The sequence below is a fragment of the Nocardiopsis sp. NPDC101807 genome (genome assembly GCF_044766605.1).
Classification (GTDB): domain Bacteria; phylum Actinomycetota; class Actinomycetes; order Streptosporangiales; family Streptosporangiaceae; genus Nocardiopsis; species Nocardiopsis tropica.
In genome coordinates this window covers 255,992-281,146 of record NZ_JBIWMK010000003.1, presented here as the reverse complement: position 1 = coordinate 281,146, position 25,155 = coordinate 255,992, and the positions used below count along the sequence as shown (strand labels likewise).

At 74.5% G+C, this 25,155-nt stretch carries 23 protein-coding genes; 11 read left to right on the top strand and 12 right to left on the bottom strand.

The window, feature by feature from the left end; translation table 11 throughout:
- Positions 1 to 28: 28 nt before the first annotated feature.
- Entirely contained in the window at positions 29 to 1,687 is a 1,659-nt protein-coding gene (locus tag ACIRPH_RS10695) for a family 43 glycosylhydrolase (RefSeq protein WP_402912253.1), read from the bottom strand.
- 151 nt (positions 1,688 to 1,838) lie between these two features.
- Complete coding sequence (locus tag ACIRPH_RS10690) at positions 1,839 to 2,081, bottom strand: hypothetical protein (protein ID WP_402912250.1); 243 nt, start codon at positions 2,079 to 2,081, stop codon at positions 1,839 to 1,841.
- Positions 2,082 to 2,193: 112 nt separating this feature from the next.
- Between ACIRPH_RS10690 and ACIRPH_RS10685 the strand changes: the two genes are divergently transcribed.
- Positions 2,194 to 3,108, top strand: coding sequence for a LysR family transcriptional regulator (locus tag ACIRPH_RS10685; protein ID WP_402912247.1), 915 nt, complete (start codon positions 2,194 to 2,196; stop codon positions 3,106 to 3,108).
- Positions 3,109 to 3,134: 26 nt separating this feature from the next.
- On the opposite strand, the gene ACIRPH_RS10680 is transcribed toward ACIRPH_RS10685, so the two are convergent.
- The 8 genes from ACIRPH_RS10680 to ACIRPH_RS10645 all read right to left on the bottom strand — a co-directional run bounded on the left by ACIRPH_RS10680 (position 3,135) and on the right by ACIRPH_RS10645 (position 11,566).
- Positions 3,135 to 3,464 (bottom strand): PRC-barrel domain-containing protein, encoded by a 330-nt coding sequence (locus ACIRPH_RS10680; protein WP_402912244.1) that lies wholly within the window; start codon positions 3,462 to 3,464, stop codon positions 3,135 to 3,137.
- Positions 3,461 to 3,847 carry a hypothetical protein gene (locus tag ACIRPH_RS10675; protein ID WP_402912241.1) on the bottom strand — a complete coding sequence of 129 codons (387 nt, stop codon included), beginning with the start codon at positions 3,845 to 3,847 and terminating at the stop codon, positions 3,461 to 3,463. The genes ACIRPH_RS10680 and ACIRPH_RS10675 overlap by 4 nt, the downstream gene beginning before the upstream one ends.
- Position 3,848: 1 nt before the next feature.
- Positions 3,849 to 5,078 carry an NRAMP family divalent metal transporter gene (locus tag ACIRPH_RS10670; protein ID WP_402912238.1) on the bottom strand — a complete coding sequence of 410 codons (1,230 nt, stop codon included), beginning with the start codon at positions 5,076 to 5,078 and terminating at the stop codon, positions 3,849 to 3,851.
- Positions 5,075 to 5,578: a hypothetical protein gene (locus tag ACIRPH_RS10665; protein ID WP_402912235.1), complete on the bottom strand. Its 504-nt coding sequence runs from the start codon at positions 5,576 to 5,578 to the stop codon at positions 5,075 to 5,077. The genes ACIRPH_RS10670 and ACIRPH_RS10665 overlap by 4 nt, the downstream gene beginning before the upstream one ends.
- Before the next feature lie 245 nt (positions 5,579 to 5,823).
- Positions 5,824 to 6,831: a MerR family transcriptional regulator gene (locus ACIRPH_RS10660; protein WP_402912232.1), complete on the bottom strand. Its 1,008-nt coding sequence runs from the start codon at positions 6,829 to 6,831 to the stop codon at positions 5,824 to 5,826.
- A gap of 157 nt (positions 6,832 to 6,988) precedes the next feature.
- Complete coding sequence (locus tag ACIRPH_RS10655) at positions 6,989 to 8,815, bottom strand: alkyl/aryl-sulfatase (RefSeq protein WP_402912229.1); 1,827 nt, start codon at positions 8,813 to 8,815, stop codon at positions 6,989 to 6,991.
- Positions 8,812 to 10,002 (bottom strand): acyl-CoA dehydrogenase family protein, encoded by a 1,191-nt coding sequence (locus tag ACIRPH_RS10650; protein WP_402912226.1) that lies wholly within the window; start codon positions 10,000 to 10,002, stop codon positions 8,812 to 8,814. The genes ACIRPH_RS10655 and ACIRPH_RS10650 overlap by 4 nt, the downstream gene beginning before the upstream one ends.
- A 7-nt stretch (positions 10,003 to 10,009) precedes the next feature.
- A complete protein-coding gene (locus ACIRPH_RS10645) occupies positions 10,010 to 11,566 on the bottom strand; it encodes a class I adenylate-forming enzyme family protein (protein WP_402912223.1) in 1,557 nt (518 codons plus the stop codon).
- A gap of 92 nt (positions 11,567 to 11,658) precedes the next feature.
- Between ACIRPH_RS10645 and ACIRPH_RS10640 the strand changes: the two genes are divergently transcribed.
- Both ACIRPH_RS10640 and ACIRPH_RS10635 read left to right on the top strand, forming a co-directional pair.
- Positions 11,659 to 12,258 (top strand): TetR/AcrR family transcriptional regulator, encoded by a 600-nt coding sequence (locus ACIRPH_RS10640; RefSeq protein WP_402912220.1) that lies wholly within the window; start codon positions 11,659 to 11,661, stop codon positions 12,256 to 12,258.
- Between the two features lie 90 nt (positions 12,259 to 12,348).
- A complete protein-coding gene (locus tag ACIRPH_RS10635; protein WP_402912217.1) occupies positions 12,349 to 13,707 on the top strand; it encodes an MFS transporter in 1,359 nt (452 codons plus the stop codon).
- Positions 13,708 to 13,788: 81 nt separating this feature from the next.
- Here ACIRPH_RS10635 and ACIRPH_RS10630 read toward each other — a convergent pair whose 3' ends face one another.
- Positions 13,789 to 14,076, bottom strand: a complete 288-nt coding sequence (locus tag ACIRPH_RS10630; RefSeq protein WP_402912214.1) for a MerR family transcriptional regulator — start codon at positions 14,074 to 14,076, stop codon at positions 13,789 to 13,791.
- A gap of 160 nt (positions 14,077 to 14,236) precedes the next feature.
- On the opposite strand from ACIRPH_RS10630, the gene ACIRPH_RS10625 reads away from it, so the two are divergent.
- The 6 genes from ACIRPH_RS10625 to ACIRPH_RS10600 all read left to right on the top strand — a co-directional run bounded on the left by ACIRPH_RS10625 (position 14,237) and on the right by ACIRPH_RS10600 (position 19,408).
- Positions 14,237 to 14,665, top strand: coding sequence for an Hsp20/alpha crystallin family protein (locus ACIRPH_RS10625; RefSeq protein WP_402912211.1), 429 nt, complete (start codon positions 14,237 to 14,239; stop codon positions 14,663 to 14,665).
- 77 nt (positions 14,666 to 14,742) lie between these two features.
- Positions 14,743 to 15,066: a hypothetical protein gene (locus tag ACIRPH_RS10620; RefSeq protein WP_402912208.1), complete on the top strand. Its 324-nt coding sequence runs from the start codon at positions 14,743 to 14,745 to the stop codon at positions 15,064 to 15,066.
- 615 nt (positions 15,067 to 15,681) lie between these two features.
- Positions 15,682 to 15,954: a MerR family transcriptional regulator gene (locus ACIRPH_RS10615; protein ID WP_402913278.1), complete on the top strand. Its 273-nt coding sequence runs from the start codon at positions 15,682 to 15,684 to the stop codon at positions 15,952 to 15,954.
- A 418-nt stretch (positions 15,955 to 16,372) separates the two neighbouring features.
- Positions 16,373 to 17,299: a cation diffusion facilitator family transporter gene (locus ACIRPH_RS10610; protein WP_402912205.1), complete on the top strand. Its 927-nt coding sequence runs from the start codon at positions 16,373 to 16,375 to the stop codon at positions 17,297 to 17,299.
- 187 nt (positions 17,300 to 17,486) lie between these two features.
- On the top strand, positions 17,487 to 18,269 hold the full coding sequence (locus tag ACIRPH_RS10605; RefSeq protein WP_402912202.1) for an SDR family NAD(P)-dependent oxidoreductase: 783 nt from the start codon (positions 17,487 to 17,489) through the stop codon (positions 18,267 to 18,269).
- A gap of 128 nt (positions 18,270 to 18,397) precedes the next feature.
- Positions 18,398 to 19,408 (top strand): STM4015 family protein, encoded by a 1,011-nt coding sequence (locus tag ACIRPH_RS10600; RefSeq protein ID WP_402912200.1) that lies wholly within the window; start codon positions 18,398 to 18,400, stop codon positions 19,406 to 19,408.
- A 73-nt stretch (positions 19,409 to 19,481) separates the two neighbouring features.
- On the opposite strand, the gene ACIRPH_RS10595 is transcribed toward ACIRPH_RS10600, so the two are convergent.
- The gene (locus ACIRPH_RS10595) at positions 19,482 to 22,289 is read right to left on the bottom strand and encodes an AAA family ATPase (protein WP_402912197.1); all 2,808 of its coding nucleotides are present in this window, start codon (positions 22,287 to 22,289) and stop codon (positions 19,482 to 19,484) included.
- Between the two features lie 187 nt (positions 22,290 to 22,476).
- Here ACIRPH_RS10595 and ACIRPH_RS10590 point away from each other — a divergent pair, with 187 nt between their 5' ends.
- Positions 22,477 to 23,391 (top strand): MBL fold metallo-hydrolase, encoded by a 915-nt coding sequence (locus tag ACIRPH_RS10590; protein ID WP_402912195.1) that lies wholly within the window; start codon positions 22,477 to 22,479, stop codon positions 23,389 to 23,391.
- A gap of 20 nt (positions 23,392 to 23,411) precedes the next feature.
- Positions 23,412 to 24,911 (top strand): carboxylesterase/lipase family protein, encoded by a 1,500-nt coding sequence (locus tag ACIRPH_RS10585; protein ID WP_402912192.1) that lies wholly within the window; start codon positions 23,412 to 23,414, stop codon positions 24,909 to 24,911.
- Positions 24,912 to 25,155: the final 244 nt, after the last annotated feature.

Sequence of the window (25,155 nt, the reverse complement as noted above, 5' to 3'; positions counted from 1 at the left end):
CCCGAGGGGCCGCTCGCCCGGGGCGGTCTCAGCGCCCCCCGTCCGGCCGCGCCGGGGGCCGCAGCCGGTAGGTCGCCTCGTCGAAGTCGGCGTGCAGGCCCTGACCGCCCAGGTCCCAGACCCACAGGCCGACGAAGGCGCCCGTGAACCCCATGGTCCGGAGCCCTCCGTCCTCGATCTCCTCGGCGTGCTCGTCCGAGAGCACGGTGGCGTCCAGCCACGGTCCCAGGGGGTCCCACCCCCCGCCGACGTCGCGGCGGAAGCGCAGGCGGGGGCCGTCCACGTCCACGCCCAGCCGCGTCCGCCCGCCCGTACCGGGGGCGAGGACCTCGGTCCCCTCCAGGGTCACCCGCCCCCGGTCGCAGGCCGCCACCCCCAGCACCTGCCGTCCCGCGTCGTCGGTGCTGCGGTACGCGAAGAACCAGTTCCGGGTGTTGTAGTAGGCGGTGAGCCCGGCCAGGTGGCGGGTGTCCGACGGCCGGTACTCCACGGTGGTCTCGAACGAGCAGTGCGGGGAGCTCACCCTCCGGGCGACCAGGCTCGTGTCGACGAGGCTCTGCGGGGAGCGCCCGCCCCGCACCCGCAGGTGCGAGCGCCGCGCGGCCGTGGTGACCCAGTCCCGGGTCGCGGGGCGGCGCAGCGTGGACCAGTGCGGCCCGAGCACGGCCCCGTCGAAGTGGTCGGTGCCCTCCCCGTGGACGTCCGGGGCCGGATCCCCGCCCCCGCCCGCCCCGGCGGCCCCCGGGACGACGGGCGCGGGGATCCGCGGCTCCGGCCGCCCGCCGGGCACCCGCGGCCAGCCCTGCGGGGTCCAGGTGACGGGCGCCAGCGCGGTCTCGCGGCCCAGGACGCACGGGCCGCGCCGCCCCAGGGGGCGGGCGACGAGGTAGGCGAGGTAGGTCTCCCCGCCGGGGGTGTCCACCAGGCAGCCGTGCCCGGCCTTCTGCAGGGGCAGGTCGGGCCGGTCGCGGGAGGTGATGAGCGGGCCCCCGGGATCGCGTTCGTAGGGGCCGCTCAGGTTCCTGGAGCGGGCGGCGGTGACGCGGTGCTCGTAACCGGTGCCCCCGTCCGCGGTGAGCAGGTAGTACCAGGAGCCGATGCGCCGGATCCGGGGGCCCTCGACCCAGCCCTCCCCCTCCGGGAGCGAGATCCGGACCGGTGCGCCCACCAGTGTCCGTGCGCGGCGGTCGTAGCGCACGGCCTCCAGCCCCGAGGAGCCCCCGTGGCCGGGGCGCCAGTCGTGCGCCAGGCTCACCAGCCAGCTCTCGTCGCCGTCGTGCAGGAGCGCCGCGTCGAACCCGCGTGCGTGCAGGGGGACCGGGTCCGACCACGGCCCGTGGATCGTCGGAGCGGTCACGAGGAGGTTGGGGCTGTCGGTGAAGCCGCCGGCGTAGGACGTGACGTTGCTGTAGACGAGGTGGAACAGCCCGTCGGCGTGGCTGAGGTCGGGGGCCCACACGCCCCCCGAGTCCGGGCGGCCCGCCAGGTCGAGCCAGGGAGGGCCGGGCAGCGCCCCGCCCAGGGGGCGCCACCGCGCGAGGTCGGTGGAGTGGTGCAGGCGCACGCCCGGGTACCACTCGAAGGTGGAGGTGGCGAGGTAGAAGTCCCCGCCGACCCGCAGGACGCAGGGGTCCGGGTGCGATCCCGGAAGGATCGGGTTGAGGACGGGCACCGGTTCCGACGGCATGGGGGGTCCTTTCCGCGCCACTGGTTCGGAAGGGGCGCCCGGCGCGCCTCCCGCGACCGGGGGCACGGAGGGCGCCCTGTCGGCCGATCCTAGGCCCGTGCGGAGCAGGAGGCGCCGGCCGCGGTCGGCGGCCGTGCGCGCCCCGGCCCCCTCAGCGGCGGGGTCGGCCACGCTTCCCGCCGGGCGCCCAGGGCCCCTCGCACGCCACCCTCGACGCCTCGTCGGGCCGGCCGTCCTCCAACAGCCACACGATCACGTGGAGCTGCTCCCGGTAGGCGGTTTCCGCGGACCCGGCCGACGGCCGCCCCCACGCCTCTAGCATGGCCCGTAGCCGGTCCGGGAGGATCACCGCCGACCGCGGCCACCGCCACCGGCCGTCCCGTGGGACCACCATGGACCTCTCCCTCCGTGCTCGCCCGGACCCGCCCGGGGTCGCGGCTCCCGGGGATTCTCGCCCACGGGCGCGGAGCTTGCGTTGAGGCCGGACGAAGAGGGGTGTCGAGAAGATGAAGGCAGGGCCGATGGGGGTCGCCGACCTGAGCGACCTCGCGCTGCTCGTGGAGGTGATCGAGGCGGGCTCCATCACGGACGGGGCCCAGCGGTGCGGGATATCGCTGTCGGCCGCCAGCGTCCGCATCACCGCACTCGAACGGCACTACGGGCTGCGGCTGCTCGACCGGCGCCACCGGGGGGTGACCCCGACCCCGGCTGGCGAGGCCCTGGCCGCGAGGGGCCTGGTCCTGCTCGACGGCGCCCGGGACCTGGAGGCGGGCATGGCCGCGCGCGCCCGGGGGCTGGAGAACAGCGTCAGGCTGGCGACCAACAGCTCCGCCGCCGACGCCCTCACCGAGTTCCTCGCCGCCACGCTCAACCGCCTGCCCAACACCGCGGTCACCATGGTCGAGCTGAGCAGCGAGGCTGCCGTCGCCCACGTCCTCGACGGGCTCTCCGACATCGCGGTCGTCTCCTCGGCGCCCGCCGGCTCGGCCTGCCAGACGCGCCGGCTGTGGGACGACGACCTCGTCGCCGTCGGCCCGGCCTCCTCCCCGCCCCGGAGGCCGCTCCGCCTGGCGGACCTGCTCCGCGAACCCCTGGTCGGCCTCCTGCGGGGGAGCCCTCTGCAGGACCTCGTCGACCGGCAGGCGCACGCGGCGGGGGCGGAGCCCGCCTACCGGGTCCGGCTGCCCTCGCTCGGGGCCGTCTGCGCCGTGGCCTGCACCGGTGCGGGGTACGCCGTGGTGCCGCGGGGGGCGGCCCGGCGCCACGGCGTCTCTCCCGCGTCCCTGTACGAGTTGGACGAACCGTGGGCGCCGCGGCACGCCGTCCTCGTCGCGGCGGACTTCTCCACCCTCACCGAGAGCACGGCGGCGTTCGTCCGCCACCTCCTGGAGCACGGTCCGGCCATGGACGACGAGGGGTAGGGCCCGCGGCCGGGGCGCGGCGGCGGTCAGGGCCGGGAGCGCCACCCGCGGGGCAGCGACCCGCGCTCCACCGCGATCTCGACCGCGTCCTCCTCCACGACCACGACGTCCTCCCAGCGGACGTAGCGCTCGTGGCGCCGCAACCACCCCAGCAGGTGCCGCCAGGGGGTGGGCGCCTCCAGGGAGTCCCCGAACCCGAAGCGCCCGGCGAGCGCGGAACGCCCCGCCACCAGTCCCAGGACGGTGTACGCGCCCCCGCTGTGGCGGACGACGACGTCCTGGACCGAACCCGCGTCCTTCCCGTCGCAGTCGACGATCCGCAGCCCCAGGAGCGCGCCGGCGCGCAGCCGGGTCACCGCCGCCCCCCGGGGATGCGGCCGATGAGGTGGCGCGCCACCCACGCCTCCAGGGGGCGCATCCCCGGCGGGGCGTCCGTCGACAGCACCGTGGTGGGGGCGAACGCCTCGACGTCGGTGAGCGGGATCCGGGTGGGCGCCTCCTCCGGCGGGCGCATCCGCTCCAGGACCGTCTCCCAGAACCGGCCGAACCGCCCGGCGATCCGGCCGCCGAGGGAGGCCGAGTCGATGATCAGGGCCGTCATGGCCGGCGCCTCGCCCTCCCGCCAGGTGAACTCCACGTCGTCGACCTTGCCCAGGTTCTCGCCCCGGCGGTCGACCACCTGGCGGTCCAGGACGGTGAACCCGATCCTGAAGACCGTTCCGTCCGCCTCGTCGGACATCTCACTGCCCCGCTTTCGTGTAGAGCATGAGGGGGATGGCGGCCACCGACACCACGCACAGCAGCACCAGGTAGACCGAGGCCAGGACGTTGGTGAAGCGCGAGTTGACCCGGTCGCCGAGGTAGCCGCGGTCGTTGGCGACGACGAGGATCGGCAGGTAGGTCAGGGGCAGGGCCGCGGCCGAGAAGACCAGGCTGTACTCGGTGACGGTGATGGGGTCGACCCCGGTGAGGACGAAGAGGGTGCCGCTCAGCAGGCTCACCATGATGACGAGGTGGAAGTAGGGGGCGCTCGTCGGCGGCAGTGTCTTCCCCCAGTGCCAGCCGAAGTACTGGGCGACGCCGTACCCCGCGGCCAGGCCCGACTCCAGGGCGGCGCCGAAGGTGGCGGCGAAGAACCCGAGGATCACCACGATCAGTCCCAGCCTGCCCAAAGCGGAGACGACGGGGAGCGCGACCTGTCCCAGGTCGGACACCTGGACCCCGGCGGGCATGAGCAGGACCGCGGCGCAGCCCATGATGGCGAGGGACAGCAGCCCTCCCAGGGGGAGGCCGAGGAAGACGTTGAGGCGCGCGGTGGCCAGGTCCTGGGAGGTCCACTTCTCCTCGACCCCGCCCGAGGAGAAGAAGAGGACGGTGTACGGGGTCATGGCGGCCCCGAACAGGGTGATGGCGTAGTACCACCAGACGGCCGCCCCCTCGTTCGGGGGCGGGGAGAAGGACACCGCCTGCGTGAGGAGCGCCCCCAGGTCCGGGCCCATCCTCCACAGGGCCACGCCGAACACGACGAGGGCCAGGCCCAGGAGGCCGTAGGTCTTCTCCATGTACGCGAAGGGCAGCCGCCACAGCACGATCCAGACGAGGAACCCGACGACCGGCACCCACAGCAGGTAGTGGATGCCGCTGGCGAGCTCCAGGGCCAGCGCGATGCCCCCCATCTGCGCGGACAGGGTGAGCAGGGTGATGAGGTAGGAGGCCAGGAGGTTGGCGAGGCCGACCCTGGCGCCGAGCCGTTCGCGCACCAGGTCGAAGGTCCCGCGTCCGGTGGCGGTGACCACGCGGGCGGACATCTCGGTGAACACCATCAGCCCGACCACGCCGACGGGGACGACCCAGGCCAGGCTCATCCCGAAGCGGGAGCCGACCACGGAGTTGGCGACCAGGTCGCCGATGTCCAGGAAGCCGCCGATGGCGGTGAGCAGGCCCAGGGTGAAGGCCGTCAGCCACCTCACGAGAGGGCCTCCTCGAGGTCGGAGAGGCCGGCCGAAACGGTCAGGAGGGTCTGCCCGGCCGCCTCGACCGCGGCGTCGTCGTCCCTGCGCAGGGCGATGCGAAGGTCGGCGAGCGCGTTCACCGCGGTGTCGCAGAGGGGGGAGAGCTCCGCCCGCAGGGCGTCGGACCCGGCGGTGGGCGGCTGGCGCGTCCCGAAGGTGTCGGCGATCGAGCGGGCGGCGTCCTCGGCGTCCTCGGCGGTGGTCTCCGCGTAGGGGGAGAACGCCCTGCCCCCGCGGTGGATCTCGACGAGCAGGACGCCCGTCCCGACGGCCGAGAGGAGGTCCGTGACGGTCTGCTCGGCGGCGTCCCGGTAGGAGTCGGCGGTCGGGGTCGGGGCCGTGCAGCCGGAGACCAGGAGCAGGAGGGCCGCCACCAGGGCCGGGACGGGGCCGGCGGGCCGTACCGGGAACCGGCCGGTGCGGCCGGGCCCCTGAGAGGGCGAACGGGGCTGGAGCACTCCACGACGATAGCCAGCGGTGACGGGATGATCGCTCAAGGCGAGGTGGTGTGTCGGGGCGGGGGCGGCACGGCGCCCCGGGACGGCTCCGCTCCCGCGGCCCCCCGGCCCTCAGCTCCGGCCTCCCGCCGGGGGACGCGGACGGCGCAGGGGAGGGGGCCGCGGTCCGCGGCCCGGCGCGGGCGGTGCGCCGTCCCCCGGCACGCCGCCCGCGCGTCATCCGCGCCGAGGCGGGCGCGGGGCCCTCAGGCGCCGTCGTCCGGGGCGCGCATGGCCTCGGCCAGCCATGCGTAGGGCAGCTTCTCCTCCTCGGTCGGGTGTCCGTTGACCACCGCCACCAGGGACATGTACCGGCCGTGGGTGTCGTCGTAGACGGGGTCCTCGGAGGCGGCGTCCTCCTCGGCGATCTGGCGCTCGATGTCGGGGAGCAGCCGATAGGCGTCGGCCATCCGGTTGCGCCTTTCGACGGTGAGCGCGGTGCCGGACACCCCCGCGGCCCCCTCCATGAAGCGCGTGACGGCGTTCTGCGCCCAGGGGGAGCGGGGGGACTCGCCGGCGCGGTGGGCGGCCATGACCTCCTCGGTGAGGGAGACCCCGCTCCCGTAGATGAAGTCCTGGAACGGCGCGCTCGCGATGCTCCTGCCCACGTCCGTCGAGTAGGTGTCGTGCAGGTAGGCGCGGACCGCGTCGCGGAACGCCGGGTCCCGCACCAGGTCGGCCAGTTCGATCCACGCCTCCAGCTGGGCGGCCGTGGGGTCGGCGGGCAGGACCGGCCGGATCGCGCGCAGCCGGTCGACGAAGCCGTCGGGGACGTCGAGGCCCTGTTCGACGTCGTTCCAGAAGTCGTCGATGGTCTGCTCGCGCTCCTCGTCGGTCATCGAGACGAGCTTGTGCATCAGGTCGGCCTGCGCGGTCGTGCCGCCCTGCCTGATCAGGGTCCGCAGCACCGCCCTCCTGGCCCGTAGGGAGCGCTCCTGGCGCTCGACGATCTCCAGGTGGGTGGTGAGCAGGCCGTGCAGGGTCGTGCCCCCTTCGAGCAGGCGGCGGATCTCGTCCAGGTCGGTGTCCAGTTCGCGCAGGGTGCGGACGAGTTCCAGGCGGGCGATGGCGTCGACGTCGTACAGGCGGTGGCCCGCCCCGGACAGGTCGGCGGGCTCGACGACCCCGGCGTCGGCGTAGAAGCGGACGGCGCTGACGCTCAGGCCGCTGCGGCGCGCGGCGTCTCCGATGGGGTACAGCTCGTGGTCGTTCATGGGGGCCACTGTGCTACCTCGAGCCGCTTGAGATGCAAGCCCCCGGGGCGCCCGGATCCGCGCGGAGGCCGGGGAGGGCCGCGCTGCTCCCCGTGCGCCCGCGGTCGCGCCGCCCCGGGCGGGGGCCCGGGGCGGCGGGGCTCCGGTCGGCGCCCTTTCAGGGCCGCACCACGGCGAAGGCGGGGTCGGGCGCCTCCAGGACCCCGAACAGCGAGCTGAGAACGCCGAGGTCCCCCTCGTGCCCGACGCCCCGGAGGTCCCGGCGGGTGATGACGCCGATCAGCTGCTGCCTCGTCAGGGTGAGCACCAGGCGCGCCCGCGGGTCGGGGGCGCGGTCCCGGTGGTGCACGAGCACCCCGTTGGCGAGGCGCAGGTGCCACACCGCGTCGTGGTCGACCAGGTGCAGGTCCAGGCGCAGGTCGAGGTCCCATGCCGCGGGGCCGTCGACCCGGACGGCGAGGGAGTCGAGCAGCTGGTCGACTCCGAGGGCCGCCAGCAGGCGGCCCCCGCCCGGACGGCGGGCCTGGCGGGGGCCGTGGACGAGCTCCTGCGCCCCGGTGAGGTAGTAGTTGCGCCACGTCGCGTTCTCGCAGGCGTGGCCGAGCGCGGTGTAGACGTCGGCCAGCCGCCGGCGCGCCCCCTCGTGGTCCGGCTCGGCGAAGACCGCGTGGTTGAGCAGGGTGGCGGCGAAGCGCAGGTCGCCCTCGCCGACGAGGTCGTCCGCGCGCGCGAGGGTCCCGCCGATGCCGCCGAGCAGGTCGACCCAGCGCCTCGACTCCTCGACCGGTGGGTGTTCCCACAGGTGGGCGGGGTTTCCGTCGAACCAGCCGAGGTAGCGCTGGTAGACGCCCTTGACGTTGTGGCTCAGCGACCCGTAGTAGCCGCGGTTGGCCCACCGCCGGTCCAGGGCGGGAGGGAGCGTGAGCTCCTCCGCGATCTCCCGGGGGGTGAGGCCCCGGTTGATCAGGCGCACCGTCTGGTCGTGCAGGTAGGCGTAGAGGTCGCGCTGCCCGGTCAGGAACCCCTCGATCCGGTCCGCGCCCCAGGTCGGCCAGTGGTGGGTGGCGAAGGCGACGTCGGTGCGGTGGCAGAAGAGCCGGACGGCCTCGGTGAGGTAGCGGGCCCACTGGTGCGCGTCGCGGACCTGGGCTCCTCGCAGGGTGACGATGTTGTGCATGGTGTGCACGGCGTTCTCGGCCAGGCACAGCGCCCGGCGCTGGGGGAAGTACATGTTCATCTCCGCCGGCGCCTCCGTCCCCGGGGTGAGCTGGAATTCGATGTGCACCCCGTCGACCACGCGCACCTGGCCGGTCCGGGTGATCGACTCCGTGGGCTCGGCCAGGCCGACAGTGCCGGCGGACAGGCGCTGTCCCAGGCCGCACCCCAGGTGGCCGGCGGGGGAGGCCTCCAGCGCGGTGCCGTACATGAACCCCGACCTCCGGGCCATCGCGGGTCCGGCGTAGACGTTCTCGGAGACCGCGTGTTCCAGGAACCCCTCGGGCGCGAGCACCGGGACGCCGGGTGCGGCGTCCGCGAGGACACCGTCCACGCCTCCGAAGTGGTCGGCGTGCGGGTGGGTGAGCACGACGCCGGTGACCGGGCGGTCGCCGCGGTGGGCCCGGTAGAGCGCCAGCGCCGCGGCGGCGGTCTCCGCCGAGGTCAGGGTGTCGATGACGACGACGCCGGTATCGCCCTCGACCAGGGTCGTGTTGGCCAGGTCCAGGCCCCGGACCTGGTAGATCCCCTCGGTCACCCGGAACAGGCCGTGCATGGACGCCAGACGGCTCTGCCGCCACAGGCTCGGGTTCGCGGTCCCGGGCGCCGGCCCGTCCAGGAACGCGTACGCGTCGGCGTCGTACACCACGCGGCCGGCGGCGTCGGTGACGAGGGCCGGATCGAGCGTCGCCACGAAGCCGCGCCCGGCGTCGCGCAGGTCCTGCCCGTCCTCGGGGGGAAGGCCCCCGGTCGGTTCCTCGGCGGTCATGCCGCACCCCCGGCGGCCCTGACCATCTCGCGGAGGATGCCGTTGCGCTGGATCTCCGAGGCTCCGGTCAGCACGCGGAACATGCGCAGCTGCCGCCAGATCACCTCCACCGGGGCGCCGCGCACCATGCCTGCCTTGCCGTGCATCTGCACCGCCCGGTCCGCGATGGCGAACGCGCGCTCGGCCACGAACAGCTTGCACATGAAGGACTCCACCCGGGGCCGCTCTCCCGCGTCGAGCAGGGCGAGGGCGTCGTAGGTCATCGAACGGGCCGCGTAGTAGTCGGTGGCCATGTCGGCGAGTGTGTGCTGGACCGCCTGCTTCTCCAGGAGGAGCCCGCCGGAGACGCGGCGCCCGGCGGCGAAGCCGAAGGCGAGGTCGATCGCCCGCCGTGCCGCGCCGAGGGCGGTGGGGCAGTGGAGCAGGCGGTTCGCGGTGACCCGCCCGAGGCTGATCCGCATCCCCTGCCCCTCCTCGCCGAGCAGGTTCTCGGCGGGTACGAAGCAGTCGTCGAGGACGACGTCGCTCTCGATGTTCTGCCCCGACAGGGGCACCTGTCCCGGTTCCACGCGGCAGCCGGGGGAGTCCAGGTCGACGAGGAACGCGGAGTAGGACTCCTCGGAGCCGGCCATGCGGGCGACCAGGATCGAGAAGTCCGCGAAGGTGCCGCCGGTGCTGAACACCTTGTGCCCGGTGATCCGGTAGCCGCCCGGCACCGGGGTCGCGGTGGTGCGCATGCGGCGGACGTCGGAGCCCGCGTCGTCCTCGGTCATGGAGAAGCAGCAGGCCCGCTGCGCCCTGACGACCGGCAGCAGGTACTTCTCCCTCTGGTACTCGGTGGCGTGCTCGAAGATCGCGCCGATCCGCAGGGGCCCGCCCATGTCGCCGAGCACGCTCGTGGCCAGCACGCGCCCGGAGGCGCCGACCTCCTCCTTGAGCGCCGCCAGCTCCGTGTAGGACAGCGCCCGGCCGCCGAGGTGCTCGGGGAGGTGGATGCCGTAGAAGCCCAGCTCCCGGCTGCGCCGCCACACCGGCTCCAGCTGGGACCGGTGCAGCGGGGTCTCGGGCGTCAGCCCGAGGTCGTCCTCGTAGGCGGCGAGCTCCCCGGTCAGGTAGTCCCGGAGGGCGCCGACCAGTGCGTCGAGGCGCGGGTCGTCGTGGTACGTCGGCTGAAGCATGAAGGCCATGGGTCGTTCATCCCACCTGTCGCTCGGAGCCGGCCCACTCGCGCCGCCGGAGCGAGCGCCGGTCGATCTTGCCGTTGCGGTTGCGCGGGATTCGCTCGACGAACTCGACGATGCGGGGGAGCTTGACCCGGGACAGCCGGGTCGCGCAGAACTCGCGCAGCTCGTCCCCGGTGGCGGCGGCGTCGGGCCGGAGCGTCACGAACGCCTTGACTGTCTCCCCCCAGCGTTCGTCGGGGACGCCCACGACACAGGTCTCGAAGACCGCGGGGTGCTCGTAGAGGGCGGCCTCCACCTCGGTGCAGTACACGTTGTAGCCCCCGGAGATGATCATGTCCTTCTCGCGGTCCACGATGAACAGGTAGCCGTCCCGGCGGAAGAAGCCGAGGTCCCCGGTGCGCACCCACCCGTCGCGGAACGTCTCGGCGGTGGCCTCCTCGGCGTGGAAGTACTCCCGGACGCAGTCGGGCCCGCGTGCCAGGATCCGGCCGACCTCTCCGGCGGGGAGCGTGTTCCCCCCGTCGTCGACGACGCGGACCTCCGTGTCGAAGACCGGTCGCCCGCAGGAGAGCAGCAGCTCGGGGTCGGACTCGATGCCCCGCGCCACGTCCTCGGAGGTGAGGAAGGTGATCGCGCTCGTGGTCTCGCCCTGCCCGTAGCCCTGGTTGACCACGGGGCCGAACAGCTCGACGGCGTCGCGGAGGCGGGCCGGGCTGACGGGGGCGCCGCCGATCGTGACGCTGCGCAGGCGGGACAGGTCCCGGCCGCGCGCGGTGGGCGAGGCCAGGACCATGTTGAGCATGACAGGAACCAGGAAGGTGTGGGTGACGCGTTCGCGCTCGAGGACGTCGAGGTAGGCCTCGGCGTCGAAGGCCGGGAGCACCACGACGGCGGCGCCGCGGAAGAAGCAGCCGAGGATCCCCATCCCGCTCGCGTGGGTGATCGGTCCGGGGGCGAGGTAGACCGACCCCGGGCCGGTGGAACCCTGCGGGTTCATCGCCAGTTTGCGCATGTTGGACAGCCTGTTGCCGACCGTCTGGACCGCCGCCTTGAGCGTGCCGGTGGAGCCCGAGGTGAAGTTCAGCACCGCCGGGCTGTCCTCGTCGAGGTCGACCGCCACCGTCCCGGGGCCGCCCTCGGCGAGGAGGGCGGTGTAGGCGAGGGCGTCACCGGCGTCTCCGTCGAGGGAGACCACGAGGCAGTCGGGGGCGCGGGAGTCGACGATCGCGCGCACGGTCCCGAGGTTGGCCGCGTCCACGAGGACCAGCCGCACCTGTGCGTCCACGAGGACGTGCTCGATCTCGGCCGCCGCCAGTCTGGTGCTGACCGGCACCCGGAGGCCCCCGGCCTTGCAGAGCGCCATCTCCGCGACGACCAGCTCCCCGCGGTTGCCGGACAGGGTGGCGACCGCCGTGCCGGGCGTGCAGCCGCGCGCGAGGAGGGCGGAGGCCAGCCTGTTGGCCTCCTGTTCGAGGGCGAGGTAGCTCCAGCGCCGGTCCCCGGACACCAGGGCCTCCGCCTCCGGCCAGTGGCACGCGCTGCGGGTGAGGTAGCTGCCAAGGTTCACGGTCCCTCCAGAGGTCTTCGAGTGAACACGGAGATACTAGACACTATGTCCAGGAAGTGTCCAGGGGTGTCGGGCGTTGCTAGAAAGACCCCATGACAAACGAGGATCGGCGCACACTCCGCACCCGGGCCGCCCTGCGGGCGGCGTTCGTCTCCCGGGTGCTCGCCGACGGGTACGCCGGGGTCAGGGTGGAGCACATCGCGGCGGCTGCCGATGTCGGGAGGGCGACGTTCTACACGCACTTCCGCGACAAGGAGGCGCTCTACGACCACGTGGTCGAGGTCGTCCTGGGCGAGCTGCGGGAGCGGATGGCCCCCGTCGACCGGGAGGGCGTGGGGTTCACCGGGTGGCCGGTGGCCGAACTCTTCCGCCACGCGGCCGAGCAGCCGGACGTCTACCGCCTGATCCTGAGGGGGGAGGGCGACGGCCGCGGACTGCGGGCCCTGGTCGACGCGTGGACCGAGGCGGCCCACGACATCTTCGCGGAGCGGGCGAGGGCCCACCGCATCCGCCCCCGCGTCGACCTGCGGGTCATCGCCCGGGCCTGGGTCGGCGAGCAGGTCTCGGTGCTCCTGTGGTGGCTGGAGTCGCCGGCGCCGCGCCCGGACGTGGAGCAGGTCGTGGAGACGCTGGTCGAGCTGTCCCGGCGCGGGCGCTACTGGGCGACGGGCTTCGACTCGATTTCCGACTAAGGGGTTGTGTGGCCCCGGTCACTCACCTTATGTTCTGGACACCTCGAACGTTATTGGTCGCTGTGTCCAGGAAATGAGAGGGCTGGCCCCGTGCTGTCACACCGAAGACTCCTCCACGAGTACCCCACGGGCGCCCGGCGACGGCTGCTGGTGGCCGTCGTCGTCCTGGCGCTGTTCATCTCCGCCTACGAGGGGCAGCTCGCGCCGGTCCTGCCCCTGCTGCTGGCCGACCTCGGCATGTCCCTGGGCGCCTACGGCCAGATCACCGCCGTGTCGCTGCTGTTCGGGGCCGTGTCCGGCTACCTGGGCGGCGAGCTGGTCGACCGCGTGGGCCGGGTCCGCGTGGTGGTGCCGCTCATGTTCCTGTCCGCTGCGGCGTGCCTGTTCATGGCGCTGTCGCAGTCGGTCGCCCACTTCACCGCCGCGCGCATCCTGCTCGCGTTCGTCGAGGGCATGGCGGTGGCCGGCACCCAGCCGCTGATCCGGGACTTCACGCCGCGGATGGGCAGGGCCCAGGCCTTCGCCTTCTGGAGCTGGGGGCCCGTGGGGGCGAACTTCTTCGCGGCGGCCGTCGCCGCGCTGACACTCGACCTGTTCGACCACTCCTGGCGCTCGCAGGTCTTCCTGATGTCGGGCGCGGCCTTCGTGGGGGCGACGATCGTCGCCCTCACCCTGCGCGACCTGGCCCCGGGGCTGCGGCGCACCATCCGCCTCACCGAGCGGACGACCGGCGGGGGCGGGGCCCCCGCGGGCGGGAGCCGGCTGCTGCCGCTCCTGCGCCGCCGCGTCGTCCGGGCGCACGTGGCCGCGATGTCGCTGCTCTACGTGCTGCTCGCCACCATGAACGCCTACGGCCAGACCATGTTGGTCGACCACTTCGCCATGACGGTGCGCACGGCGTCCGCGATCGTGATGTCGTTCTGGGCGGGCAACCTGGTGGCCGGCCTGGTCTTCTCCCGGCTCTCCGACAGGACGCAGAGCCGCAAGCCGTTCCTCGTCGGCGGGGCGCTGGCGGCGACGCTGCTGCTCGGCTCGCTCGTCCTCGCGATGGGCGCGGGCGCGTCCGCCCCGCGGTTCCTCCTCGTCGTGCTGCTGACCGGTGTCGGGATCTCCCTCGGCGCCGTCCTCGGGCCGTGGATGGCCAGCTTCTCGGAGTACACCGAGGAGGTGCACCCGGACGTCCAGGGGCTGGCCTTCGGCCTCAACCACTTCGTCAGCCGTGTGTTCATCCTCGCGGCGGTACTGCTGGCGCCGGTGGTGGCCGCGTCCGGCGGCTGGCAGGTGTGGATGGCCGTCACGCTGGTGACGACCGCCGCCTTCGCGATCGTCTCCACGCGGGTCCAGGGCAGTGTGCGGCGCGCTCCCCGCCCATCGGCGGCGGAGGAGGCCGGTGCGGCGCCCCCTGGCCCCGGCGAACCCGGGAGCTTGCGCGGGACCCCGGGCCCGTAGGCCGGGCGGGAGGCGCGCGCCGGAGAGGGGGAGGGGCGCCGACGCGGACCGGCCGCGGCGGCGGGGCCGGGAGGGGCGCCCTCACCCGTTCCCGGGAGGGCCGTCGCGCAGACGGGTGTTCTCCTCCTCCAGCTCCAGGATCCGGCCTATCCCCGCCAGGTTCACCCCCTGTGCCGTCAGCTCGACGACCCGTCGCAGCCGGGCGATGTCGTCGTCGCTGTACATGCGGGTGCCGCCCCCGGTGCGCGCCGGGGCGACCAGGCCCCGCTCCTCGTAGGAGCGCAGGCTCGGCGGTGCGACCCCCGCCATCCCGGCGGCCACGGAGATCGTGTACAGGCCGCGTGCGGTACCCGGACGCGGTTCCGCCATCAGCACGTCCTTCCTGGCCGAGCCGTCGGTGCGTCCTCCGGCCCTACCTCCTGGCTCGAGAAGAGCTTTGTCGGACGCGGTTGTTTATCTCCCAGGACCTGAGGTATAAAACCTGCGTCACCTCGCATCAGGTTTTCTACTAGGGCCAGAGGAGGTTTCCATGATGCTGATGCGTACCGACCCCTTCCGGGACATCGACCGCCTCACGCAGCGGATCCTGGGGGAGGCGTCACGACCGGCCACGATGCCGATCGACGCCTACCGCGAGGGAGACGACTTCGTCGTCTGCTTCGACCTGCCGGGGGTGAGCGCCGACTCCATCGACCTGGAGGTCGAGCGCAACGTGCTCACCGTGACCGCCGAGCGACCCGACGCCGTGCGCGACCGCGAGGCGGTGGTGGTCGCCGAACGCCCCACCGGCACCTTCTCGCGGCAGCTGTTCCTCGGCGAGACGCTGCGGACCGACGCCATCCGGGCCGACTACGCCGACGGTGTCCTGACCCTGCGCATCCCGGTGGCCGAGCAGGCCAGGCCGCGCAAGATCAGCATCGGCCAGGGCGACGGCAGGCCCCGCCGCATCGACGCCTGAGCCCCCGGCGGCCCGGCCCCGCCGGGCCGCCCCTCCAGCAGTGTCCGTCCCCCTCTTCCCGGGAAGCAGTGAACCGAATGCCTTCCACACTCCGCAGGACGCGCGCGATGGCCGAGCACATCCAGCGCCACGACCACCGCGAGTCGACCCATCTGGCGTGCGTCCGCTTCTTCCGCGCGCTCCGCGCCTACGAGGCCGCCTGGGGGAGCACGCCCGGACGGCTCCGCCGGACCCTGGAGGACCTCAGGGGGGCCACCGCCGACCTCACCGGCGACCCCGAGGCCTTCCGGCGCGCGTTCCGGGACCCCCGCCACCGGGGTGCGCCGCACAGCCTCGACGAACCGCTGGCCGAGCAGCTGCGGGCGTTCCTGGAGGCCCCGGCCTACGCAAGGGCGGGCTGAGGCGCGGGCTCCAGGAAACCTGTGCACGGGGCGAGTCAAAACCTCCATCGGCCGGAGTAGACATGCCACGGGACCGCTGATACATTTCCTGTCGTAGCCACAGGTATCCACACGGTGGACCACCGGAAACGCCGGTGGAAAGCAGGACCGGCGCCCCGCCGACACGGAGGACGCCGGGGCAGTGGGGAAGGACGCGGTGGGGCTCGACCGGTACGCAGACGTCGAACGGTACCGGGGGCCGGCAGGACCGCAGCGGCAGTACCGGTGTCCCGCCCGTACGCGGGGCGCCGCGGCAGGAGTGAAGTGCACGCAGTGAGATCGAGAGGAGTAGATGCCATCGAGGATCGCCCGGGTGTGGGTTGTTCCGCCCGGGTACCGCAGACCCCGGTTCGGAAGAAGGTGGTCCGCGGTCACACAACCGCGATCCCCGCGTTCCCGTTCCAGTTCGACCTCGGGAAGCGGAAGACCGGCGGCAGCCGGTAGGTGGTATTGAACTCTCGGGCCCCAGCGCCGTTCGGCGCTGGGGCCCTCGGCGTGCGATGAGGAGAGAAAGAGAAACGCTTGAGCAGTTCCGGAACCAACCGGTTCGACGATGACGACTACCCCGCCTACACCATGGGCCGCGCCGCGGAGATGATCGGCGCCACGCCGGCCTTCCTGCGCGCTCTGGGCGAGGCCCGGCTGATCGAGCCCCTGCGCTCGGCGGGCGGACACCGCCGCTACTCCCGCTACCAGCTCAGGATCGCCTCCCGTGCCCGCGAGCTCGTGGACGAGGGCACCCCGATCGAAGCCGCTTGCAGGATCATCATCCTGGAGGACCAGCTGGAGGAGGCGCAGCGGATCAACGAGGAGCTCCGCACCTCCGGAGGCGGTCCGCGGACCGGCTGAGCGGTCGCCGCCCCGCAGGCGCCCGGGACGGCACGGACTCACGGGACCGCTCCCGGGAGCCCGTCCCGTCCGGCGCCGAGGGGACGGCCGGGGGCCTCGGCGCCGGGATGCTCCGCCCTCCGCCCCGCCCCGGCGGCCTCACCCGGTCCGGCGCTCCCCGCGCGCCCGCACCGCCCCCCCGGTACCGGTGGGGCCGTCCTCGGGCGTGCGCGTCGGCGTCTCGTGGTCGACCGACACGCCGCCGGACCTGCGGCCGTACCCCGGTCCGACACGGCGGTGGGGTGCTTGCACGTGCACCGCCCGCCACGGAACCTGGGACAGTCCGGGCCCGGGCCCCCGGACACCGCGCCCCGGGCCGGCGGCTGTGCGACCGCCGCGGCCCCGCCGGACGGTCCGCAGCTGACGAGGAGGCGACGCGGTGACGACCGAGGACAGCACGAAGGCCGTGGTCATGGCGCTGGCGGCCAACCTCGGGATCGCCGTGACCAAGTTCGTGGCCTACCTCCTGACCGCGTCCTCGGCCATGCTCGCGGAGTCGGTGCACTCGGTGGCCGACTCCGGCAACCAGATCCTCCTGCTCATCGGAGGACGGCGGGCGGGGCGCAGCGCCACGCCGGAGCACCCCTTCGGCTTCGGCCACGAGCGCTACGTCTACGCCTTCCTCGTGGCGATCGTGCTGTTCACCCTCGGCGGGCTGTTCGCCCTGTACGAGGCGTGGGAGAAGATCCGCGACCCCCACCCGATCACCTCCTGGCAGTGGGTGCCCATCGTGGTGCTGCTGGTGGCCGCCGTCATGGAGGCGACGGCGTTGCGCACCGCGCTGCGCCAGTCGCGGTCGGCGCGTGCGCGGGTGGGATGGTTCGGGTTCATCCGCCGCACCAAGTCCCCCGAACTGCCGGTGATCCTGCTGGAGGACACCGGCGCCCTCATCGGACTGGCCTTCGCCCTGGTCGGGGTCGGCCTCACCCTGATCACCGGCAACGGAGTCTGGGACGGCCTGGGCTCGGGGGCCATCGGGCTGCTGCTCATGGTGTTCGCCGTGCTCCTGGCCGTGGAGGTCAAGAGCCTGCTCATCGGGGAGTCCGCCAGCGAGGAGAACGTCCGCCTCATCCGCGGGGCCATCCTGGAGTGCGCGGACATCGACGCCGTCATCCACATGCGCACGATGCACCTGGGTCCCGAGGAGCTGCTGGTCGCGGCCAAGGTCGCCGTGGACGCCGAGGACGACGCCCGCCGTGTCACCCGCGCGATCGACGAGGCCGAGCGCAGGATCCGCGAGGCCGTGCCCATCGCGAAGATCATCTACATCGAACCCGACCTGCTGCGCACCCGGCCCCCGGGCTGAGCCGGCCGCGGAGCCACGGGGGCCGGGCCCGCCCCGCCGGTGCCCGGACAAAGGGGTTGCGCCTGCGGGGAGGGGAGGGAACCCTGGGCGCACCGGCCCGCGGCGGGTCGGGACGCGGCCGGGACGCGGAGTGTGAACGCGTCCGCCTCCACGCCCGGCCGGACGACGAAGCACCGAAGGGGCAACGATGATCGACACCCGCCTCGCCGGACAGACCGTCCTGGTCACCGGCGGATCCGGGAACATCGGCGCGGCGATCAGCCGTGCGTTCGCCGCCCAGGGGGCGCGCGTGGCGGTCCACCGCCTCGACCGCGACCCTCCTGCGCCGGAGGGGGCCGAGTGGGCCCACGTCACCCCCGTGGCGGGGACGGCGGACGAACTCGCGGAGGAACTCGGCAACGGCTCCTTCGCCGTCGGCGCCGACCTGTCCGAACCGGACGGGCCCCTGCGGCTCGTGCGCGAGGTCGCGGACCGGGCCGGGGCGGTCAACGTCCTGGTCAACAACGCCGCCCACTGCGAGACGCCGGACACCGTCGACACCCTGACCCACGCGTCCCTGGAGCGCCACTACCGGGTCAACGCCGTCGCCCCCGCGGTCCTCACCGCCGAGGCGGCACGGCTGCGCCGCGGGGACGAGCCGCTGTGCGTCGTCAACATCACCACCGACGCCGCGCGGGCCTTCCCCGGCCAGACCGGCTACGGGACGTCCAAGGGAGCCCTGGAGGCGCTGACCAGGTCCACCGCGCTGGACCTGGCGGCGCGCGGCATCCGGGTGAACGCCGTCGCCCCGGGCCCCGTCCAGACCGGCTGGATGGACGAGGACCTCGTCGCCCGGGCGGGGGAGGCCGTGCCGATGGGCAGGGTCGGGGAGCCCGACGACATCGCCGACGCCGTGGTCTACCTGGCCTCCCACCAGGCGCGCTGGGTCACCGGGCAGGTCCTGCAGGTCGCCGGGGGACACGCGCTGTGAGCGGTCCGGGGGCGCGGGGCGCGCCTTCGGCCGCTCCGCACCGGAGGGCTCCCGGAGCCCCGCCTGTCCCCCGGAGCTGCTAGGCATGGGGGACGTCTCGCCCCCTGAAGCCTGAGAAGAGAGCCCCCATGTCCGACCTCACCGAGTTCGCGGGCCTGCCCGTGGTCGAGTTCCCCGCCGGCGGCACGTGGGAGGAGCGGCTCGCACGCATCCGGTCCCAGGGCGGCGACCCGCACGACCCCGCCGCCACGGCCTGGCGGCTGCGGACGAGTGCGGGTACGCGGAGACCCCCCGAGGACGACTGCGCCGACTACCTCGCCCGGTTCCTGTCCGAGGTGGACGCCGAGCGGCTGACGGCACTGGTCGTCGGCGAATGGTCCTATGCCAACGAGGGAGGCCTGTACCAGGCCGCGGACCTGCTGGTCGAGCACGCCGACGCGCTGCCGAACCTGCGCTCGGTCTTCTTCGGCGACATCACCTTCGAGGAGTGCGAGCTCTCCTGGATCTCCCAGCCCGACCTGGCGCCGCTCGTGGCCGCCTTCCCCCGGCTGGAGGCGCTGACCGTGAAGGGCGCCGACGGCATGGGGGGCCGGCTCGGGCTGCACGTGCCCTCGCACGCCTCGCTGCGTTCCCTCACCCTGCAGAGCGGCGGCCTGCCCGGCCGGGTCGTGCGCGAGGTGGCGTCCTCGGGGCTGCCGGCGCTGGAGCACCTGGAGCTGTGGCTGGGGATGGAGGACTACGGCGGCAGCACCTCCCCGCAGGACCTGGCGCCGGTGCTCTCGGGCGAGGCGTTCCCCCGGCTGCGGTACCTGGGGGTGCGCAACGCCGAGAAGTGGGCGGAGTGGGTCCCGGTGCTCGCCGAGGCGCCCGTCCTCGCGGGCCTGGAGGTCCTCGACCTGTCCCTGGGCATCCTCACGGACCAGGGCGCACGCGAGCTCGTCGACCGGGCGGGGGCCTTCTCCGGTCTGCGCCGGCTCGACCTGCACCACCACTTCCTGAGCGAGGAGACGGTGGAGCGCGTGCGGGCCGCGTTCGCCGGGTCCGGGGTCGAGCTCGACCTGGACGCCGGGAGGGACGGCGATGACGAGGAGTACGACGAGGACGAGGAGCCCTACTACTACACCGCGGCGTCCGAGTAGCCGGAACGCCCACGGCCGGGGCCGGGCCGACCGCCGGCGGCCCCGGCCGTGGGCGGCCACCCGTACCCCGCCGCTACTCGGCTGCGGGGCCCCACTGGCCCCGGGGCCCGGCCGCCGCGGGCGCGCCCCCGACGAGGTCGCGCAGCTGGGACCGGGCGGTGACGCCCAGCTTGGGGAAGCTGCGGTACAGGTGCGAGCCCACCGTGCGCGGGGAGAGGAAGAGCTTCTCGCCGATCTCGCGGTTGGTCAGCCCCCGGGAGGCGAGCCTGACGATCTGCTGCTGTTGCGGGCTGAGTTCGGCGAGCGCGTCCGGGGCGGCGTCCGCGACGTCGAGGCCGGCGGCGCGCGCCTCGGCCCGGGCGCGCTCGATCCACGGCCGTGCGCCCAGACGGCGGAAGACCTCCAGGGCCTCGGCGAGCGGTGCCCGGGCCTCCGCGATGCGCCGTCGGCGCCGCAGACGTTCGGCGAGGTCCAGCAGGGCCTGCGCGTGCTCGAAGGGCCAGTGCGCGAGGACCGGGTCGGCCAAGGCCGCCCGCAGGTGCGGTTCGGCGTCCTCGGGGTCCGCCAGCAGGCCCCGGGCCCGGCTGATCAGCGCGCCCAGGCGGGGCGAGGCGCCCTTCGCGAGCGAGCGCGCGCAACGCTCGACGATCGCGGCGGCCTCCTCGCGGTGACCGCTGCGCACGGCGGCCGCGGCCAGGTCGGCGAGGGCCGGGTGGGAGGCGTGGTAGTGCACGGGCGCGCCGTCCGCGGTGAAGAGCGCGCGGAAGTGGTCGTACGCGGTCCCGTACGCGCCTTCGGCGACCGCCGCGGCCCCGAGCGCACGGCGGGCGTAGACGCCGACCGAGCGGCTTTCCAGCGGGTCCACCAGGGCGAGCGCCTCCTCGGCCCTGGCACGGGCAGCGACCGCGTCGCCCCGGTGGGCCAGCACGGTGGCGTCCACGGCGGCCGCGCAGGCCACGGCGTGGTCGAGGCCGGTCAGCCGGCCGACAGCCGTGGTGCGGGCGCAGGCCTCCCGGGCCTGGTCCCACCTTCCCCGGTCCACATAGGCCCAGGCGACGGCGCCGCCCAGCCCCTCCGGCAGCGTTCCCCGCACCTGCCAGCGGTCGAACGCCTCGTCGAAGGCGCGGACGGCGCGCGGGGTCTCGTCCAGGAGCCATGCCGTGATCCCGACGGCGATGAGCTGTTCCGGCCGGTCCCGCGCCCCGGCGGCCAGCCGCGCGAGCAGGGGCAGGACCTCGTCCCTGGCGGCGAGGGGGTCCGACACGGTCCTCACCCAGGCGCGCACGGCCGCGTCCCCTTCGGGGAGGCGCCCCAGGAGGTCGTGTACGCGCCGGCGCTGGGCGTCCTCCCCGGAGTAGAAGCGCACCACGGCGGCCCCGGACAGAAGGTCCAGGGCGGCGGAGGGCCGTGAGGCCGCCAGGCCCTCGGCGGCGTCGGCCAGCCGGGAGAAGACCGCGGTGTGGCGCGCGGTCAGGACCGCCAGCCGTCCGGCCTGCACGGCGACGGACGCCAGCAGCGACGCGTCGTCCGTGCGCGCGCGTGCCTCGGCGGCCAGTTCCTCGACCCGGGCGAGGTCCCCGGTGAACACGGCCGCCGAAGCGGCCCCGACCAGCAGCCTGGCGCCGTCCTCGCGACGCGGCGCCAGCTCCGCGGCGCGCCGGAGGGCCTCGGCCGCCGCCGCGTGGCCGCCGCGCCGGAGGGCCCGGTCGGCGGTCCGCTCCAGCTCCGCGGACACGGCCGGGTCCGGGCCCGTGCAGGCGGCGGCCAGGTGCCAGGCGCGCCGGTCCGGTTCGTCCCGCAGCAGCCCGGCGAGCGCCAGGTGGGCCTCGCGCCGTGCCTCCGGCGACGCGGCGTGGTACACGGCGGACCGTACGAGCGGATGGCCGAACCGGGGGACCGGGCCGGCCCGCCGGACCAGCCCGGCCCGCTCCGCGGGCGGCCAGAGGGCGTCCCCGGACCCGGGCAGCCCGGACGCGGCGGCGACACCGGAGTCGGCGCTGTCCATGGCGGCCAGGAGCAGCAGGGCCCGCCCCGTCGCCGGGGGAAGGCCGTCCAGGCGTGCGGCGAAGACCCGCTCCAGGTGGCCGGTGAGCGGCAGCGGGCCCGCGTCGGGCAGCCCCGCGGCCGTGTCGCGGGCGGCGGCGGCCCTCGCCAGTTCCACCAGCGCCAGCGGGTTGCCGGCGGCCTGCTCGGTGATCCGCGCCCTGGTGCGTCCGGTGGGAGCCGCCGGCTGCAGGTCCAGGAGCCGGTCGGCCGAGGCGCCGTCGAGCGGGCCCAGGGTGATCGTGGGCACGTGGCGGTCGAACCCCGGGAGGCGGTGGCCCTCGCGGGCCGCGACCAGCACGGCGACCGGTTCCCCCACCAGCCTCCTGGCGGCGAAGGCCAGGGCGTCCAGGGAGGCGCGGTCGAACCACTGCGCGTCGTCCAGTGCCACGAGCACGGGCTGCCGCTCGCCCATGGCCGACAGCAGGCCCAGGACGGCGATTCCCAGCAGGAGGGGGTCGGGCGCGCCCTCGCGAGCGACGGCGGGCCCCGCGCCGAGGGCCTCCCGCAGGGCGGCGCGCTGCCCGTCCGGCAACCCGTCCACCTCGTCGCGCACCGGCCGCAGCAGCTGGTGCAGGGAGGAGAACGCCAGCCCGGACTCCGACTCGCTCCCCGCGGCGCGCAGCACGCGCGCGCCGTCGGCCCCGGCCCGGCGCGCCGCGCGTTCCAGGAGCGCGCTCTTCCCCGTGCCCGCGTCACCGAGCAGCACCACCACCGGGTCGGGCGACCCCGGCTCCACCGCGCGCAGGAGGCGTGCCCACTCCGCTTCCCGGCCGACGAACGGCGCCCCGGCCTCCGGCCCCGTCGCCGCGTCGGCGCCGCCTGTGTGCTCACCCACGGAAAGCCCCCCGCGAACATGGCTCTTCGACCCGGCGCCGTCCTGCCCCGGCCCCGGCAGGCTACAAGCCGCCCGGCCCCGCCCCCCGGCGGGCCCTCCGCGCAGGTGCAGTCACGTGACGGATACCGGGCCCGGCCGGACCGCCCGTACGGTTCCCCAGAACCCGCCGAACGCACGAGGACGCCCCATGGAACAGATCACGCTCGGAAACGTCACCATCGACCGGGTCCGGGAATACTACGGAACCGTCGACATGACGACCGACGCCTTCTTCCCGGAAACCCCGAAGGAGGTATGGAACGACGGCGCCTCCTGGCTGGACCCGCATTTCCTGGATTCCGGGACCAATACCGTGAATTCCGCGATCCAGACCTGGCTGTTGCGCAGCGAGGGCCGAACCATCCTCGTCGACACCGGTGTGGGCAACCACAAGGAGCGCCCGTACTCGCCGGTCTGGAGCCGCCTCGAAACGGACTTCCTCGCCAACCTCGCGCGCGCCGGCGTCGAGCCCGAGGACGTGGACATCGTGATCAACACGCATCTGCACGTCGACCACGTCGGCTGGAACACCTACCTGGACGGGCGGAACTGGGTACCCACGTTCCCCAACGCCACCTATCTGATGCCGAAGGACGACTTCGACTTCTGGAACCCCGAGAACGGCCACGAGCCGAACCTCGGCCGGGGCAACCAGAACGTCTTCGAGGACAGCGTGGCCCCGGTCCACCGGGCCGGCCGGACGCTGCTGTGGGAGGACAGCTACCGGATCGACGCCGGCCTGCGCCTGGACGCGGCTCCCGGGCACACCCCCGGCTCCTCCGTGCTGACCCTCACCTCCGGAACGGACCGCGCGGTGTTCGTCGGCGACATGCTGCACAGCCCGGTGCAGATCCTCCACCCCGACTCCAACAGCTGCTTCTGCGAGGACCCGGCAGGCGCCCGTGCCACCCGCCGCAAGGTCCTGGGCTGGGCGGCCGACAACAACGCGCTCGTCGTCCCCGCGCACCTGGGCGGCCACGGCGCCGCCGAGGTGTCGCGCGAGGGGGACGGGTTCGCCGTCGAGGGCTGGGCCCCCTTCGCCCCGTACACCGAACAGGGCTGAGACCAGCGAAAGGCATCACCATGAACCACCACCACACCGGACCCGTCGTCACCACCGCCCGGGGCGCGGTCCGCGGCCTGCGCCGGGACGGCGCCGACGCCTACCTGGACATCCCCTACGCGGCGCCGCCCCGCGGCGCCGACCGCTTCGCCCCGCCCCGGCCGCACGAACCCTGGGACGGGGTCCGGGACGCCACCGCGCCGGGCCCCAACGCGCCCCAGGCCGAGCGCAGGCTCGGCAGCGTGGACATGTCCCCCTACTTCGGAACCGGCTGGAGCCGTGGGGAGGACTACCTCACCGTCAACGTCTGGGCGCCCGCCGGAGGCGGCGACGGCCTGCCCGTCATGGTGTTCGTCCACGGCGGCGGGTTCGTCGCCGGCTCGACGCGGGCCGCGCTCTACGACGGCTCGGCCTTCGCCCGCGACGGCGTCGTCCTCGTCACCCTCAACTACCGGCTCGGCATCGCCGGGTTCCTGGACCTGCCCGGGGCGCCCGCCAACCGCGGCCTGCTCGACGTCGTCGCCGCGCTGCGCTGGGTCCGCGAGAACATCGCCGCCTTCGGCGGCGACCCGCGCAACGTCACCCTCTTCGGCCAGTCGGCCGGGGCGACCATCGTCGGCGGCGTCCTCGCCTCCCCCGAGGCCGTGGGCCTCCTGCGCCGGGCGATCGTCCAGAGCGGCAGCGGCCTGGGCGCGTTCACGCCCGAGCAGGCCGCCCGCGTCACCGAGGCGGCGGCACGGGACCTGGGCGTCGAGCCCCACGCCGACGCCTTCGCCGGCCTCTCCGACGACCGCCTGGTCGAGACCTCCACCCGGCTCTCGGGCATCGACCTGCGGACCGGGACGCACCGCGACCCGCTGATCGGGCTCAGCCCCTTCAGCCTGGTCCTCGACGTCCAGCCCGCCGCGTCCCTCGCCGCCGGCCCCGGAGCCGACGCCGACCTGCTCATCGGGACCAACACCGAGGAGGGCAACCTCTACCTGGTCCCCGTGGGCCGGTACTCCGCCTCGACCGCCCAGGACGTCGACGACGCCGCGGCGCGCTCGCACCCGGACCCCGACCGGCTCGTCGGGGCCTACCGCACGTCACGCCCCGGGGCGTCCTTCGGCGAGCTGCGCTCCGCGATCATGGGCGACGCGCTGTTCGGTGCGGGCACCCGGGCCCTGGCCGACGCCCATGCCGCCCGAGCGGGGGCCGCCACCTACGGCTACGAGTTCGCCTGGCGCTCCCGCGCCCTGGACGGAGAGCTCGGCGCCGCCCACGGGGTGGAGCTGCCCTTCGTCTTCGACCTGACCCGCCTTTCCCGGCTGCGGGGCCCGGCCGCCCTGCTCGGCCCCGAGGAGCCGCCCGCCGGTCTGGCCGCACGCATGCACGGGGCCTGGGTCCGGTTCGCCAGGACCGGCGACCCCGGATGGGACCCGTACGACGGCGGGAACCGGGTCACCATGCGCATCGACGCCGAGTGGTCCCGCGTCGAGGACCCCCGCGGTCGGGAACGGGAGGCGTGGACGACCCCGTGACGCCCCGCCCCACCGGATCCGTCCCCCCGCCGGCCGGGGCGGCGGAACCGGTGGGGGCCGCCGCGCCCGCCGGGGCCGGGGCGGATCGGGGGCCTGCCGGGCCGTGGACGGAGCCGGGACGCGTCGGTCCCGCCTTCCCTCGCGGGGCGGACGGGGCGACATGTACCCTTCCACCCGAGTGCGTCGGCCCCATGCCCCAGGGGCGCGCACGGACCGTTCGCCCCCGCGTAGGAGAGGTGGCCGG

Coding starts and splice junctions, on each gene's coding strand:
- ACIRPH_RS10690 (WP_402912250.1), bottom strand. CDS start 2,081: ATGGTGGTCCCACGGGACGGCCGGTGGCGGTGGCCGCGGTCGGCGGTG.
- ACIRPH_RS10640 (WP_402912220.1), top strand. CDS start 11,659: ATGACAAACGAGGATCGGCGCACACTCCGCACCCGGGCCGCCCTGCGG.
- ACIRPH_RS10655 (WP_402912229.1), bottom strand. CDS start 8,815: ATGACCGCCGAGGAACCGACCGGGGGCCTTCCCCCCGAGGACGGGCAG.
- ACIRPH_RS10605 (WP_402912202.1), top strand. CDS start 17,487: ATGATCGACACCCGCCTCGCCGGACAGACCGTCCTGGTCACCGGCGGA.
- ACIRPH_RS10615 (WP_402913278.1), top strand. CDS start 15,682: ATGGGCCGCGCCGCGGAGATGATCGGCGCCACGCCGGCCTTCCTGCGC.
- ACIRPH_RS10625 (WP_402912211.1), top strand. CDS start 14,237: ATGATGCTGATGCGTACCGACCCCTTCCGGGACATCGACCGCCTCACG.
- ACIRPH_RS10620 (WP_402912208.1), top strand. CDS start 14,743: ATGCCTTCCACACTCCGCAGGACGCGCGCGATGGCCGAGCACATCCAG.
- ACIRPH_RS10590 (WP_402912195.1), top strand. CDS start 22,477: ATGGAACAGATCACGCTCGGAAACGTCACCATCGACCGGGTCCGGGAA.
- ACIRPH_RS10685 (WP_402912247.1), top strand. CDS start 2,194: ATGAAGGCAGGGCCGATGGGGGTCGCCGACCTGAGCGACCTCGCGCTG.
- ACIRPH_RS10600 (WP_402912200.1), top strand. CDS start 18,398: ATGTCCGACCTCACCGAGTTCGCGGGCCTGCCCGTGGTCGAGTTCCCC.
- ACIRPH_RS10675 (WP_402912241.1), bottom strand. CDS start 3,847: ATGTCCGACGAGGCGGACGGAACGGTCTTCAGGATCGGGTTCACCGTC.
- ACIRPH_RS10660 (WP_402912232.1), bottom strand. CDS start 6,831: ATGAACGACCACGAGCTGTACCCCATCGGAGACGCCGCGCGCCGCAGC.
- ACIRPH_RS10585 (WP_402912192.1), top strand. CDS start 23,412: ATGAACCACCACCACACCGGACCCGTCGTCACCACCGCCCGGGGCGCG.
- ACIRPH_RS10650 (WP_402912226.1), bottom strand. CDS start 10,002: ATGGCCTTCATGCTTCAGCCGACGTACCACGACGACCCGCGCCTCGAC.
- ACIRPH_RS10630 (WP_402912214.1), bottom strand. CDS start 14,076: ATGGCGGAACCGCGTCCGGGTACCGCACGCGGCCTGTACACGATCTCC.
- ACIRPH_RS10695 (WP_402912253.1), bottom strand. CDS start 1,687: ATGCCGTCGGAACCGGTGCCCGTCCTCAACCCGATCCTTCCGGGATCG.